Source organism: Actinoplanes xinjiangensis, assembly GCF_003148685.1.
Lineage (GTDB): Bacteria > Actinomycetota > Actinomycetes > Mycobacteriales > Micromonosporaceae > Actinoplanes > Actinoplanes xinjiangensis.
Map to the genome: position 1 here is coordinate 292779 of NZ_QGGR01000006.1, position 13887 is coordinate 306665.

At 72.2% G+C, this 13887-nt stretch carries 13 protein-coding genes; 4 read left to right on the forward strand and 9 right to left on the reverse strand.

Translation table 11 applies throughout. The features are described from left to right. Window positions 1-124: 124 nt before the first annotated feature. Window positions 125-526, reverse strand: coding sequence for an ATP-binding protein (locus BC793_RS15970; RefSeq protein ID WP_239170025.1), 402 nt, complete (start codon window positions 524-526; stop codon window positions 125-127). Window positions 527-632: 106 nt separating this feature from the next. On the opposite strand from BC793_RS15970, the gene BC793_RS15975 reads away from it, so the two are divergent. Further along, window positions 633-1088 carry a hypothetical protein gene (locus BC793_RS15975; protein WP_109593300.1) on the forward strand — a complete coding sequence of 152 codons (456 nt, stop codon included), beginning with the start codon at window positions 633-635 and terminating at the stop codon, window positions 1086-1088. 24 nt (window positions 1089-1112) lie between these two features. After that, complete coding sequence (locus BC793_RS15980; RefSeq protein WP_109593301.1) at window positions 1113-1874, forward strand: sulfite exporter TauE/SafE family protein; 762 nt, start codon at window positions 1113-1115, stop codon at window positions 1872-1874. A gap of 4 nt (window positions 1875-1878) precedes the next feature. Here the strand turns inward: BC793_RS15980 and BC793_RS15985 are convergent, their stop codons facing one another. The 5 genes from BC793_RS15985 to BC793_RS16005 all read right to left on the reverse strand — a co-directional run bounded on the left by BC793_RS15985 (window position 1879) and on the right by BC793_RS16005 (window position 9927). Beyond that, a complete protein-coding gene (locus tag BC793_RS15985) occupies window positions 1879-3192 on the reverse strand; it encodes an extracellular solute-binding protein (protein ID WP_109593302.1) in 1314 nt (437 codons plus the stop codon). Beyond that, entirely contained in the window at window positions 3189-5699 is a 2511-nt protein-coding gene (locus BC793_RS15990) for a caspase, EACC1-associated type (protein WP_109593303.1), read from the reverse strand. The genes BC793_RS15985 and BC793_RS15990 overlap by 4 nt, the downstream gene beginning before the upstream one ends. Before the next feature lies 1 nt (window position 5700). Further along, window positions 5701-6093, reverse strand: coding sequence for an effector-associated constant component EACC1 (locus BC793_RS15995; RefSeq protein ID WP_146246300.1), 393 nt, complete (start codon window positions 6091-6093; stop codon window positions 5701-5703). Between the two features lie 230 nt (window positions 6094-6323). Continuing rightward, window positions 6324-8945, reverse strand: a complete 2622-nt coding sequence (locus BC793_RS16000; protein ID WP_109593305.1) for an ATP-binding protein — start codon at window positions 8943-8945, stop codon at window positions 6324-6326. Window positions 8946-8958: 13 nt separating this feature from the next. Further along, a complete protein-coding gene (locus BC793_RS16005) occupies window positions 8959-9927 on the reverse strand; it encodes a YihY/virulence factor BrkB family protein (protein WP_239170024.1) in 969 nt (322 codons plus the stop codon). A 107-nt stretch (window positions 9928-10034) separates the two neighbouring features. Between BC793_RS16005 and BC793_RS16010 the strand changes: the two genes are divergently transcribed. Further along, window positions 10035-10703, forward strand: a complete 669-nt coding sequence (locus tag BC793_RS16010; RefSeq protein ID WP_109593307.1) for a M15 family metallopeptidase — start codon at window positions 10035-10037, stop codon at window positions 10701-10703. A gap of 11 nt (window positions 10704-10714) precedes the next feature. Here BC793_RS16010 and BC793_RS16015 read toward each other — a convergent pair whose 3' ends face one another. Together BC793_RS16015 and BC793_RS52270 are read right to left on the reverse strand one after the other, a co-directional pair. Beyond that, window positions 10715-11650, reverse strand: a complete 936-nt coding sequence (locus BC793_RS16015; RefSeq protein ID WP_109593308.1) for a hypothetical protein — start codon at window positions 11648-11650, stop codon at window positions 10715-10717. A 144-nt stretch (window positions 11651-11794) separates the two neighbouring features. Beyond that, complete coding sequence (locus BC793_RS52270) at window positions 11795-11929, reverse strand: hypothetical protein (protein WP_275416182.1); 135 nt, start codon at window positions 11927-11929, stop codon at window positions 11795-11797. 38 nt (window positions 11930-11967) lie between these two features. Between BC793_RS52270 and BC793_RS16020 the strand changes: the two genes are divergently transcribed. After that, complete coding sequence (locus tag BC793_RS16020) at window positions 11968-12651, forward strand: tetratricopeptide repeat protein (RefSeq protein WP_239170023.1); 684 nt, start codon at window positions 11968-11970, stop codon at window positions 12649-12651. Window positions 12652-12747: 96 nt separating this feature from the next. Here BC793_RS16020 and BC793_RS16025 read toward each other — a convergent pair whose 3' ends face one another. After that, window positions 12748-13695, reverse strand: coding sequence for a CHAP domain-containing protein (locus BC793_RS16025; RefSeq protein WP_109593309.1), 948 nt, complete (start codon window positions 13693-13695; stop codon window positions 12748-12750). Window positions 13696-13887: the final 192 nt, after the last annotated feature.

Sequence of the window (13887 nt, forward strand, 5' to 3'; positions counted from 1 at the left end):
CCGATGACGAATCTGTTACGGGAGTAAACCGCTCACAACAACACACGTCAATGCTCGAACGAGCAGAAACGATCGCACCCGGTCACCAGTGAGGGCAGTATGCGGGGTTAGTGATCGAAAACGATCAGATGGTGAACGACGCCCACACGTGTTTGCCGCTGCCTTCGGGGTACCAGCCGACCTCCTCGGCCATCTCCGCCGCCAACCGCAGGCCCAGCCCGCCCGCACCCGGCGCACGCTGCCTGTCGACGGCCGGAACACGGTGGCCGGCATCGTCGGCGACGTCGACGATCACGTGCCCGTCCGTACGCAGCACCACGACCACCGGTGGACCACTGTGGCGCAGGGCGTTCCCGGCCAGTTCGGTCGCGACGATCAGCAGCCGCTCGGTGAGGTCCGGCGGGTCGGCGCGACGTGCGGGCGCCGTGAGCGCCTCGGTCAGGCCGGCCCGTAGGCACCGCAACTGGGCGGCGTCGTCCAGCCGCCACCGGCCGATCTCGTCGTCGCTGCCCGGCGGCCGTCGCATCCCCCATCCGCTCATGGTCATCTACTGCCCGCCACGGGCTGGTCGATGCCTGCGGGGGGTTACGGAACTCGTCCGGCCGTACGTCGTCCCGCCACGTGGAGCCCGTATGCTCCACGGCGCCATCCACGTGATCACCCGGGGGACCGTCGTGAACGACCTGAAGAGCTACATCCAGAACGTTCTGGAAGCCAACCACGCCGACAACGAGAAGATCGAGCGGCGGATCGCCCAACTCGAGAGCGAAGGGCGCCGGATCGTGGCCGGCGGGCAGATCAACGAGACCGCGTGGGACATCGTCGACTGGCGTACCAACGAGATCCTCGCCGCCGGTGACGACGGCCTCGACGGTTTCGAGGCCGCAGGCAAGGACCTCGACCCCGACGACAAGTGGATCCACTACGACCGCGTCCTGGAGGACACCGAACCCACCTGGGTCGAGGACGAGGGCCTGCCGGACGGCCTCGCCGACGTGATCGAGGAATGGGCGCTGTCCGGCGACGCCGAGGAGATCGCGGAGTTCATCGGCTGGCCGGTCGACAAGGTCGAGCTGTACCAGGACTAGGCCGTAGCGGAAGGCGGTGCCGGGATGACTCCGGCGGAGGTACTGATCCTGCTCGGCGGCGGCCTGGTGGCCGGGGCCGTCAACGCGATCGCCGGCGGCGGGTCACTGATCACGTTCCCGCTGCTGGTCGGGCTCGGCCTGCCCGGTGTCGCCGCCAACGTCAGCAACGCGCTGTCGGTGGCCCCGGGGTACGCCGCCGGCGCGCTCGGCAGCCGTCCCGAGCTGGCCGGCCAGGGGCACCGGATCCGGACGATCATCCCGACGATCATGGTCGGCACCCTGTGCGGCAGCGCGATCCTGCTGCTCACCCCCCGGTCGGTGTTCGACCTGGTCGTACCGTTCCTGCTGCTGGCCGCCGCCGGGATGCTGGCCTTCCAGGACCGGCTGCGGGCGCTGGCCGGAAACCCGAAGGCGGACCCGCCCCGCCGGACGGCCCTGCTCGTGCAGGTGGCGGTGTTCGGGTGCGGGGTCTACGGCGGCTACTTCAACGCGGCCATGGGCGTGCTGCTGGTCGCCGCGCTCGCGCTGGTCCTCGACGAGACGCTGCAACGGCTCAACGCGTTGAAGAACGTGTTCTCCGCCGTCGTCGGGGTGACCACGGTGCTGACCTACAGCGTGTTCGGGCCGGTCAACTGGGCGGTCGTCGCGGTGCTCGCCCCCGGCACCGTCGTCGGCGGCTTCGTCGGCGCCCGGCTGGCCCGGAGACTGCCCGCACCGGTCCTGCGCTGGACCATCGTGGTGTTCGCCGTCGTCGTCGCCGTGATTCTGCTGATCACCGGTTCGTGACGGTTCAGCGTGGTGCGAGCCGGCCCAGCGAGGCGTCGAGCAGCCGCTGCCGCAGACCGTCGGCGGTCATCGTGCCGCCGTTCTGCCGGATCTCGGCGACCAGCGTCCGGATCTCCTCGCTGAACCGTGGGTAGTACGGCGTCTGCAGTCGTTGCCGGCTGTGCCTGATCGCCTCCCGGATCGTCACCGCGTACGGGTGGGCGGCCCGGATCTCGTCCCGGTCGTAGGTGGCGCCGGTGGCCGCGGCGAACCCGCCGACCTGCATCAGCAGCCGCTGGGAGGGCTCGCCGGCCAGGAAGGTGATCAGGTCACGGGCGTCGTCGCCGCGGCTGGAGCCGGACACGACGGCCAGGTTCTGACCACCCAGCACGCCCGGACCGGGCAGCGGTGTCATCACGATGTCGGCGGCCGCGACCGTGGCCCGCTGGTCGCTGTCCTCGACCAGGGTCCGGAACGCCACCGGCCAGTTGCGCATGAAGACGACCCGCTTGTGCAGGAACTCCTCGGTGGTCTCGCTCTCCCGGTACGCGGTCGAACCCGGATCGACCACCCCCGGGTCGCCGGGCGTCCCGTACAGACGGGCCACCGCCGTCGACCAGATCGCCGGATCGGTCGACACCCCCAACGGGTGGCCCACCGCGGAGCCGCGCTCCATCTCCACCGTCCAGAGCGCCTCCAGCGCGTTGACGGTCAGGCCCTCGTAGCCGTCCAGCTGCCCCGCGAACGCGGCCCTGGGCGTGGCCGATCCGGCCGGCGGGCGCTGCGCCACGATGTCGGTCCAGGTGAAGGCGGCGGGTGTCGTCGGCGGCGGGGGCCGCAGGAGGCCGCGCCGGGCGAACAGCACCCCGGCATCGGCGTTGAACGGCAGCGCCCACAGCTTCCCGCGGTAGTAGCAGCTCTCGCGGGGCTTCTCCAGCAGCTCGGCGAGCAACTGCCGGGGTGTCGCACCGGCCGGCCACTCGGCGATGTGCCCGAACTCGGCGAACTCGGCGATCGCCGTCACGTCGAGGTTCAGGATGTCGGCCTTGACGGGTTCCTCGCCCTTGGCGTACCGGATCATCGCGTCGTGCTGTTCGTCGGCGCTGCCCGAGACCAGCTCGATCCGGGCCAGCCGGTCCGGATGCGTCTGATTCCACAGGTCGATGAGGGCCTGCCGGGCGCCGCCCTCGCCGTCCTCGACACCGCTGACGATGACCAGTTCGCCCGACGTGGCGGCGGACGGTCGCAGCGCCGCCGGCATCGTGCCGCCGAGCACCGCACCGGCCACCAGCCCGGCGCCGAGCATCAGCCAGGAACGCCGGCCCATCTCACTGATCACGTCGCCTCCTTCTGCCACAGTCGTTCGATCTGTTTCGCCACCTCGACCTCGACCGCCCCGGACGACACCCCGACGCAGTCACCGTGCCTCTGCGTCAGGGCCCGGAGCCGCGGGTCGGGGCATCCCGACATCCCCACGTTGACCACGACGACCCGGACGGCGTCGTCGGTGAGCCGGGGCAGCCGGTGCCCGGTGGTGTCCCTGCCGTCGGTCAGCACCACCAGGATGCGGTGCCGGTCGTCGTGCGGTTTCGCGCGCCGGTCCTCCCGCAGCCTGCGCACGCCGTGGTCCACGGCCAGGTAGAGGGGCGTTTCGCCGGCCGGCCGGTAGCCGCGGGCCCGGTCCATGCTCTTCGCCGCGCTGCCGGTGATCTCCCACAGGTCGCCGCGGACCGCGGTGGAGAAGACGAACAGGCGGAAGTCGTCGCGCGGGCCCATCATGCCGATCGAGGCGGTGATCCCGTCGAGGGCGGCACCGAACCGGGTCCGGCCGCCGTCGGCCGCCGTCATCGAGCCGGACCCGTCGACGGCGACGACGACCGTCGCCGGTCTCTTGGCCGCCTGGTACGCCGACCCGGCCCGCTCCAGGTCCGGCACGCCGGTGGCGTAGCCCTGTTTGGCGTACCAGTTCGGCGAGGCGCCGTTGCGGCTGATGATCCCGGTGTCCGGGCCGGTGTTGCGCGGTCGCAGGCCGCGGTCGGCGAACGCCCGGCCGCCGGCGGGGGAGCGCATCCAGGCGGTGAAGGCGTCGGCCGTACGGCGGATCCGGTCACCGGCCGGGTGCGCCCACTCGGGCTGGGTCGTCGGATAGTCCAGCACCCGCGTGTCACCGGGATACCAGGAGTTCCACGTGACCGCACCGCATCGATGCAGGTTGTGCCGGACCAGCTGCCATTCCGCGACGATGACGCCGGTCCGCCCGGCACACAGCAGGCCGGCGATGTCCGGGGCGCCGATGCCCTGACCGGCGTCCGCCGCGGCGGCGTCGAGGGGCCGCTGCACCTCGTTGCGTGCCGCGGTGGTGCTCTGCCCGGGTGGATACAGCGACACGTTGACCAGCCGGCCGACCGTCGTGGTGTCCGGGTCCGGGCGGACCACGCCGGTGGTCCGCGGCCGCGGCTCCCGACCGGCGAGCAGGCCGCTCCAGGAGGGGACGTGGCGCGACACCGGAGTACTGCCGGGCTCGCCCGGTTCGGCCAGCACGACCGGTGACTCGGCGATCGGCCAGCCGGTCGCGTCCCCCGGGATCCGGACCTCGGCGCCGGGGGTCGCGGCGAGTGCGGCCTGCACCGTCGCCATGTCCGCGGTGAGGTCGGCGATCCACACGTCCGGTGGCAGGCCGACCCGGCCCATCAGGCGCCGGTCCGTCGCGGAGGCGTGCGGCGCGGTACGCCAGGACAGCGCGAACGCCCGTGCGACGTCGTCCCGGGACGCCCCGGCGACGGTGACCCGTACCCGCTGGCAGTTGCCGGCACCCCGGGTGGCGTACTCGTAGGCGTCGGCGATGTCGGTGAACATCGCGACCGTGTCGAGCGGCACCAGCATCCGGATCGCGGCCGGCGCGGCACACGGGGCCCCGGCCGGGGAACCGCCCGCCGAGGCCGTGGCGGTGAGCACGCCGATGCAGAGCCCGCCGCCGACGGCCCGGCGCCAGCCGGGGTGGGCCGCGAGGAGGCCGGTCCGCCGCGGTCGCCGGACGCCGTCGACGGCGGCCGGTTCGCCCGGGAGATCCTCGATCATCGGTACGACCGGTTCGGTCCCGGTGCGGGCCCGGTTGCGCACCAGTGCCGCCTCGCCGACGAGGTTCCCGCTGTACTGCTGGGGGCGGGGCAGCCGGTGGCGGTGCATGTCGCTGTGGACGGCGCGGTAGAGGGCCTGCATCGTCAGCAGTTCCTGCGGGCCGGGCAGCCCCGCGTCGATGTACTTCAGCAGCCGGCCGGTGAAGGCGGTGAACTCGTCGCCCTCGGGAGCCAGGGAGGGTTTGTTGGCGGCACTGGAGGTGAGCACGTACAGGCCGTCGATGTCGAGCTGGGCGGTGGCCTTTTCGACTAACCCGTCGTCGGACATGTGCAGGTGCTGCATCGCCCGCCCGCTGTAGCAGCAGTCCAGGATGACGATCTTGGTCCGGGCGCCGCTCTCCAGGATCTGCCCGGCGAACTCGGCGAATCGCACGCTGGTCCACGGCTGCTGCTCGTGGGAGAGCCGCAGACCCAGGTGCAGCTCGCCGTCACGGTCCAGCAGCCCGTGCCCGGCGTAATACACCAGCAGCAGGTCACGGGCCTCCTCGGCGGCACGCTGCACCGGTCTCAGCACCCGGTCCGGACGCCGGGGGTTCACGATGCCGGTGCAGCGGTCGGCCGGGAACCCGGACAGGGCCGGATCGGTCAGGCGGGCCCGCAGCGCGGCGACGTTGTTGGCCACCGAGGGCAGGTCCGCCAGCCTGCTGCTGCGGTATCTCGCCGTGCCGATGAGCACGGCTCGCGACTGCGCGAAGTCGGGTAGCCGCATGTCACGGTGCCTCGCCCAACTCCGTGCGGAGACGGCGCGCCACGCCCTCCGGGTCCCGCAGCGCCGGCCCCTCCATCTCGACCTCGCGGTCGCCGATCTTCACCCGGATCCTGGTACGCCGGGTGGACGCCCGCGCGGCGGCCCACCCGCCGACGCCGGCGAACAGCGCCGCGAGCAGCCCGGGGTCGGTGACCGTCGCGACCAGAGCCTCGACCAGACCGCCCGACATCTGGTCGGGACGTGCCGCCGCGCCGACCGGATCCACCCGGACGCCGATGAGGTCCTCATCGCTGCGCAACCATTTCCTCAGCTCGGTGAGGGCGCCGTCGGAGTCGTCGCCCTCGAGAATGATCTCTACATGGATCGGGTCACCGGAATCGCGGCTGATGGGCATTCCGACACGGTAGCCGACCAGGACAATCATTTCCCGGACGCGTTGTCCGAATCGGCTGCCGAACGGATCAGAAACGGTCAGGGCATGGAGGCATGCGTCAATACAGAATAGGTATTTCCGGGTCGGGCGGCGTTTTCCGCGCACCTGCAACCGGTTCCCACGGCGGTACCAGGAGCTCTGCACGTGTAACGACGGAACGGGCCGCCGGGTGCGCTACGGCCGCGCCGCGGTCATCGTGCTGGGGATGCCGGCGATCGGGGCGGGTCGGTCGCCAGGGTGCCGGCGAGCGGGATCGTGATGATCATGCAGGTGCCGCCGCCGGGATTGTCGGTGGCCCGGATGGTGCCGTCGTGACGTTGCAGGACCCGTTTGCAGATGGCCAGGCCCAGCCCGGTGCCGGTGTACGCCTTGGTGTGCGCGGCGACCCGGTGGAACTGGTCGAAGACGTGCGGCTGCTCGTCGGCGGGGATGCCGATGCCGCGGTCGGCGATGGTGAGGCGGACCGTCGACGGCTCGTCGTCGGGGTGATGGGCGGCGATGTCGATCCGGGCCGGCTCACCCGGCCTGGTGTACTTCAGGGCGTTGCCGATCAGGTTGTCGAACACCTGCCGGATCATGCTCGGGTCCGCTTCGATGACCGGCAGCGGCCCGACCGAGAACTCCGGGGGCGGCGCCGGATCACGCCCGCGCCCGCCGGCGCGCAGATGTGTGGTGCGTTCGGCGATGATGTCGGCCACCACCTCCCCCAGGTCGACCTTCTGCAGGTTGACGCGGGCGTCGCGGGCGGTGGCGTAGGCGAGCAGATCGTCGATGAGCTGCTGCATCCGGCGTACCCCGACCTTGATCCTGGTGACCGTGGGCTGCATCGACGCCGGCGCGGCCCCGTCCTCCAGATCCTCCGCGAGCAGGTCGGTGTAGCCGGCGACGACCATCAACGGGGCTCGCAGGTCGTGGGCGGCGACCCCGGCGAAGGCGGCCAGGTCGGCTTCGCGTTCGCGGAGCGCGGTGACGTCGTAGGACGAGCCGACGGCGCCGATGCGCGCCCCGGTCCGGTCCAGCAGCGGCTGGGCGTTCAGCACGACGGCCCGGGTCTGTCCGGTGGCGAACCGGATCATGGCCTCCAGGCGTACGGCGTCGGCGCCGCGCAGCACCCGGGGCACCGGCATGTCGTCGGCGCCGATCGGCTGCCCCGCCAGGTCGGTGGCGGTGATCCCGGCGCTCACCTCGTTGATGTGCAGGCCGGTGAGGTTCGGCTGCCCGACCCGGGCGCCGCCGGTGGCGTTGGTGTGCACCAGCATGCCGTCGCTGTCGCACGTGATGACGGTGATCTGGAGCGCGTCGAGCACCTGGGTCAGGTAGTCCTTCTGCGCGGCCAGTTCGTCACGGGCGGCCTCGATCGCCGCGGTGTCGGCACGGCGGGCCGTGACGTCGTGGAAGACCGCGACCGCGGCGGCCCGGCCGCCCTGCAACCGCACCGGGCGGGCGGACACGCTGATCATCATCCCGTCGGGGTGGGTGCCGTTGCGGATGAGCATGTCGACCAGATCGACCTGTTCCCCGGCGAGCGCCCGGACCAGCGGCAACCGGTCGGTGGGGAACGGCCCGCTGTCGTCGGGCAGGAAGATGCCGTAGTGCTCCTGCCAGTGCTGGGCCCCGTTGCGGTCCTCGGGGATGCCGAGCAGCGCCTTGGCGGCCGGATTGTGCAGCAGGAAGTCGCCGTCGTCGTCGACCACCCCCACGCCGTCGCTCATCGCGTCGAGGATCGTGGTCAGCAGGACCGCCTGCTCCCGGGCGCGGGCCTCGGCGGCGGCCAGATCGGTGGTCGCCTGCCGCACCGAGCGCTGGGCCCGGACCCTGCCGGTGGCCAGCACATGCACCAGGGCGGCGAGGACGAGACCGAGCGCGAGAACGGCGATCGCGACCACGCGCGGCAGGGCGCTGGAACCGATCAGGTCCCGGCGGGAGGCGTCGATCCGCAGATGCCAGGCCCGGTCGGCGACCGTGACCGTGCCGTGCTCCGTCATGTCGGGGGCACGGGCCGCGGCGCCCGGATACGCGGCGACGAGCGGACCGTCGCCCCCGGAGGCGGTGGACAGGGTGACGCCGCCGAGCCCGTCGCCGAGGTTCGGCAGGACCGTGCCGAGGAAGTCCCGGCTGCGCAGGCTCATCGCCACCCAGCCCAGGAAGGGCCGCGCACCGCCGGCGCCGGGCAGCCCGTGGACCGGTACGGCCAGTGTGAACGACAACTGGCGCCGGGGCTCGGGAACGGCCTGATCGACCACCAGTCCGTACGGCTCGGAGACCGCCGGCCGGCCGGTGTCGCGGGCGGTGCGCAGCGTGTCCAGCAGGGGTCGCGCCCGGGTGGCGTCGATGCCGGCACGGGCCACCGTCAGCCCGTCCAGCGGGCGCACCATCACCACGAAGATGTGCTCGCCCGTCCCGAACGGCTGTAGCCACAGGTCGGTGACGCCCCGGGAACGCCATTCCGCCTGGGTGGCGGCGATCCGGTCGTCGGCGACGGGCAGCAGGTAGGCCACGGCGGTCGCCCCGGACAGCCGCATCCCGGCCAGGGATGAAATCAACTGCTGGAACTTCGCGTTCGTCAGGGTGTCGTGGGCGCCGACCACGGCGGCCGTCGTGTTCAGCGCGTCCAGATACCGGTTGACCTCGCTCTGCACGGTGGCGGTGACCTGGCCGGCACGCCGCTGCAAGAGCCGCCGTGCCGCTTCGTCGTCACCGTGCGTCATGGCCGCGAACGTCGCTCCGGAGATCATCAGCGTCACTACGATGACCGCGACGGTCAGGGTTCCGGCGGAGCGCAGCCGTGCCGCTACCGCGTTCGTCGCTGTCACCCAGTACCCATCGTCAGGTTGGCTCCCGCACTGAGCCGTGATCCCCGGCCGTCCCGGCGTGCCGGGACGCGATCCCGTCGGCGTTCACCCGGTCCGCCGGTCCGCGTTTCGCCGCCAGGTCGGACGTGGCGCCGACGGTGCTCGTCGCGGTGAGGGCGGCGGCGAACAGCAGCACCTGGTTGACGGCGTTGAGGAAGACCAGCAACCCGACCGAACCGGCGACCAGCCCGTACACCGGATTGGCCTCCACCGCCCGCACGTACCAGCCGCCGACGGTCTTGAGCAGCTCGATGGCCACGCCGGTCAGCAGGGCCGGCCCGAGCAGGCGGCGCCAGGACATCCGGACACGCGGCAGCCCGGCCAGTGCGCCGCAGGCCACGGCCGTGTTCACGCAGGTGCCCACCACGAAGCCGACCACCGAGAGCAGGAACCGGGACAGCCCGTCACCGGCCTCCGCGACCTCGGTGATCCGGCCCGCGACGACGGTCGTCACGTACGCCACCGCCAGCGACGCGGCCAGCAGCACCCCGAGACCGGCGAGCACGGCCAGATCCGCGAGCACCCGGCCGACCAGCCGCCCGGGGTATTCCGGAAGCTCCCAGATCCGGCGGATCGAGGAGCGGAACGCGTCGGTCCAGAACCAGCCGGTGATCGGCAGCCCGATGAACGCGACCACCCCCACGGTGGTACGGGCGTCACGCAGCGCCTGCACGTCGACGCTCGGCAGGTCCTGTGCCACGTAGTGCTCCACCGCACGCAGCACCTCCGGGTCGTCCAGCACGAACCCGAACACGGCGAAGCCCATCAGCCACGCCGCGAAGGTGCCGAAGAACGCGTAGTACGTCACCGCGGCGGCCAGCCGGCCACCATCGGCCTGGTCGTACCGCCGGCCCGCGCGGACCAGATGGTCCAGCCAGCCCGCGTGCTGCCGCAACCGCTGCCAGCGCACCGCGGCCCATCCCGAGAAACGCCCAGCCGTCACACCGGCGTCACTACCCGCCGGGCCCGCCGGTTACGCCCGTGGCGAGTTGCGCCGAATGGATCAGGTGCCGCAAGGTACTGCAGGAAACCGCCCACGGATGGAGTTGCATGCCGCCCGAGCCGCTCGTTCTGCTGTCCGACCACCGGATCGACGCCATCGCTCTGGGCGAGAGCGACGAACCGCTCGTCGACCTGCGCCGGGTCCCGGACCTGCGACTCGACAGCCGTTACGCCGACGAGGACGGGGCGTTCGGTCACCTCCGCGAAGGCGTGGTGGCGCGGCTGCTGGACGCCCAGGCGGCACTGCCCGGCGGTCTGCGTTTCCTGATCACCGAGGGCTACCGGCCACTGGACCGGCAGCAGGAGATCTTCGACGGCTACCTCGGCGAACTGGGCGAGCGGTACCCGCAGTGGGATCCCGATCGGGTGTACGTCGAGGCCACCAAGTTCGTCTCGCCCGTCCACGTGGCCCCGCACAGCACGGGCGGCGCGGTCGACCTGACCCTGTGCGACGCCGACGGCACCGAGGTCGACATGGGCACCCCGCTCGACGCGACACCGGTGGCCAGCGCCAACGCCTGCTTCACCGCCGCCGACAACATCCCGGACCGGGCCCGCCGGCACCGGCGGACCCTGATCACCGCCCTGACCTCGGTGGGGATGGTGAACTATCCGACCGAATGGTGGCACTGGTCGTTCGGCGAGCGGTACTGGGCGTTCGTGACCGGTGCCGGCCGCACCCGGTACGCCCCGGTGCGGCTGGCGATGGCCACCTGACCCGCGGCGGTTCAGGCCGACGGGGCGGTCGCCGCGAGCTCGCGCAGGGCACCCACGATGGCCTGCTGCAACTCGGCCGGCGTCAGGTCGTCCCGGTCGCCGGGCAGGGCCGCGGCCAGCATCGGGGCCAGCGCCCGCGCCAAGGCGACCTCGTCGACCTCGTCCCGGGTGGCCAGGGTGACGATCGCGGCCCGGGCGTCGAGGAGATGGCGGTACGTCCACTGCGCGTACGAGGCCAGCGACCAGTGGGTGTTGACGCTGCCGTCCGTGCCGCGGTTGCCGGGCGGTGCCGGGATGAGGCCGTCGGTCTGCAACATGGCGCCCGCCAGGGCGGCCCGCACGTCCTTGTCCCGCAGCATCGCCAGGAACTCGGCCTTGGTCATGGTGGCGTCCTCCTCAGGGATCAGCCCGATGTGCCGCAGCCAGCGCGTCGCCAGCCGGATCATGCGGTGCCCGTCCGCGTCGCGATGCTCGGACAGGTGGGTGTGTGTCAGGTGGCTGTCGTCGCCGGTCGTGCGCCGGTTGAGCCGGTCCCAGCGGCGTACCGTCCGGCCGTCCGGGCTGTAGATCACCTCCCGCAGGTCGGCGGTGTCCGGGTCACCGGACCGGCACAGCGGGATCAGCCAGGCGTTGAAGTCGTACAGATCGAAGGTGCCCCGTGGTGCGCCGACCCGGAAGAACCCGATGTCCATGGCGCTGGCGTGGTCGTCGAGCCCGTCCCGGTCCCGGCGCGACTCGTCGACCGAATACCGGTCCCGCCCCGCCCGCGCCCGGATCTTGTCGCGGCCCAGGTGGTACGAGTCCCCGCCGGCCGCGTGCCGGGTGTCACCGACCACCCCGGCCTCGGCCGGATCGAGGTCGTCGCCCACCGTACGGTCCGGATGGCGGTCGAGATGGTCCAGTAGCAGTCGCCGTGCCTTGAGATGGTTCGGCTTCGCGGCCGTCATCGGGCTCCCCTCCAGGCGGGACGTGATGCCCTGGACAACGGGTGGCCGGCCGGTTGGTGATGTCCCGTCACCCCGACGGAAGGCGGCCTGGCCGGACCGCCGGACCGGCGGCCGCATCCACGGCGACTTCACCGGGGCGCGGTGTCACCGGCGCTGATCCGCCCAGGCGACCTGATCGGGGAAGGTCCTGTAGGGCAGCCACAGCATGACCAGCCCGGCCCCCGGGCCGAGCAGGTACCCGGGGTGGCGGACATGCCACCGGCACCGCAGGATCTCCATGATGGACATGGTGGCAGTCGATCGCTCACCGTGTGGTCGTGGATGCCGGAGCGGGGGTCGTGATGGGTGCCGACGATCGGATCGAACGGATCAGGACCGTCTATGAACAGGTGGTGTTCGGTGGTGACGCCGGTGGGCTCGACGACGCCGAACGGGGTCTGGACGCCGTGGAGGCCGACGCCGCGGTGGGCCGGGGGCGGCTGCTGCACGCGCGGTTCCTGAACGAGCGCACCGCCGGGTTGGTGCCCGTCGAGGACCCGGCTGCGCTGCCGCTGTTCGAGCGGGCGGCCACGCTGTATCAGGATCTGGGTGACGTACGCGGTGAAGGCGAGGCACTGTTCTGGATCGGCTGCCTGTATCAGGTCGTCCGGCGTGACAACGGTGCCGCGGTACCGATCCTGGAGCGGTCGCGACGGCTGGCGGCGCAGGCCGGCGACGAGGCGACGGAGGCCGACGCGCTGCGGCATCTCGGCATCGCCGCGCACGCGGCCGGCCGGCTCGACGAGGCACGCGAGCGGCTGGAGGAGTCGTCCCGGCTGTGGCGGCGGGCCGGGACCCTGCCGGGCGTGGCGGCCAACATGATCGGGCTGGCCTACATCGACGCCGCCCGGGACCGCCGGGCGGACGCGATGGCGACCCTCGACGAGGCGTACGCGATCGCGACGGCGCACGGCGCCCGGGCCGTCGCCCGGCAGATCGAGCAGGTACGAACGGAGATATGACCGGCCGATCGGCTACCGGCGCGGTCGCCCTGGACACGGTCGTGGACCGGAGTCGGCTACCCGTGCCGATTCCGGTCCACGACCACACTCGTCAGATCACACGGCGTAGATGTACTGCACGCCGGCCACCGGAGTCAGCCAGCGGTACGTGACGGTGTACGGGTTCGGGAAGTTCATCTCGGCGACGTAGATCTGGTTGCCGGAGACCTTCTCGACCCAGGCGGCGTGACCGTACTGCGCGGAGGCGCCGTTCTGGCCACCCTGGAAGATCACCAGGCTGTCGGCCTTGGGAACGGACCCGACCGCCCAGCCGTTGGAGGCCGCGCTGGCCGCGAGGTACTTCGCGTCACCGAACGCCTTCGGGTAGACGCCGGTCAGCTTGTGGAAGCGGTCCAGCGCGTAGAAGACGCAGCTTCCGGCGTACCCCTGGTTGTAGGTGATGGTCGCGCCGCGGGTCGCCGACGGTACCGACGGCGCGGGCGTGGCCGGGAGGGACGGCGCGGGTGTGGTGGGCGCGGTCGTGACCGGCCTGGACGGCGCGGGCGCGGGCGCGGACGTGGTGGGTGCGGGCGTCACCGGCCTGGACGGCGTGGGTGTGGCCGGTGCGGGCGTCGTCGGTGTCGTACCCGGGCGGGCCGGGCCCGCGGCGGGGGCGCAGGTCGACTCGCCGCGCAGGAACCGGTCGGCACGCTGGGTGTCGATCTGGTGGCCCGCGACGTAGCCGGTGACCGGTGACGTGATGTGGTGCCAGACGATGTCGCGGTTGAAGCGGCGTATCCGGACTCCACAGTCGATGGTGATCGCGGTTCCGTCGGTGAGCCTGGCGACGGGCGCCGCATAGACGTTGCGCGGGTCGCTGACGACACGTGCGCCGGCCCCGGCGGTCCCGGCGATGTGATGACCGGTCACGACCGATGCCTGCGCGGGAACCGCGATGCTGACGGCTGCACCCGCGGCGGCTGCTCCCACCATGAGCGACCGGGTCAGGTGACGGCGCCGGCGGGCTCCCGCGGAATCGGTCACGTCGGTGGGCGAGTGCGTCATGCGGCGTCCTCCTGGGGCAGGGGCCGGATCGGTGCGTACCGGCCGGTCGTCACCTACCTTGTCGGCCGGACGCGGCGGAGATCGGTTCGAACGGCGGTGCAGCCGGGTGGCCGTTCGGTCTCCGGCCCCGCCGTCCGCATCGAACTGGCCCGGGGCCGCCCGGACAGGTATGGCACGTGTCCTCGATCAGCT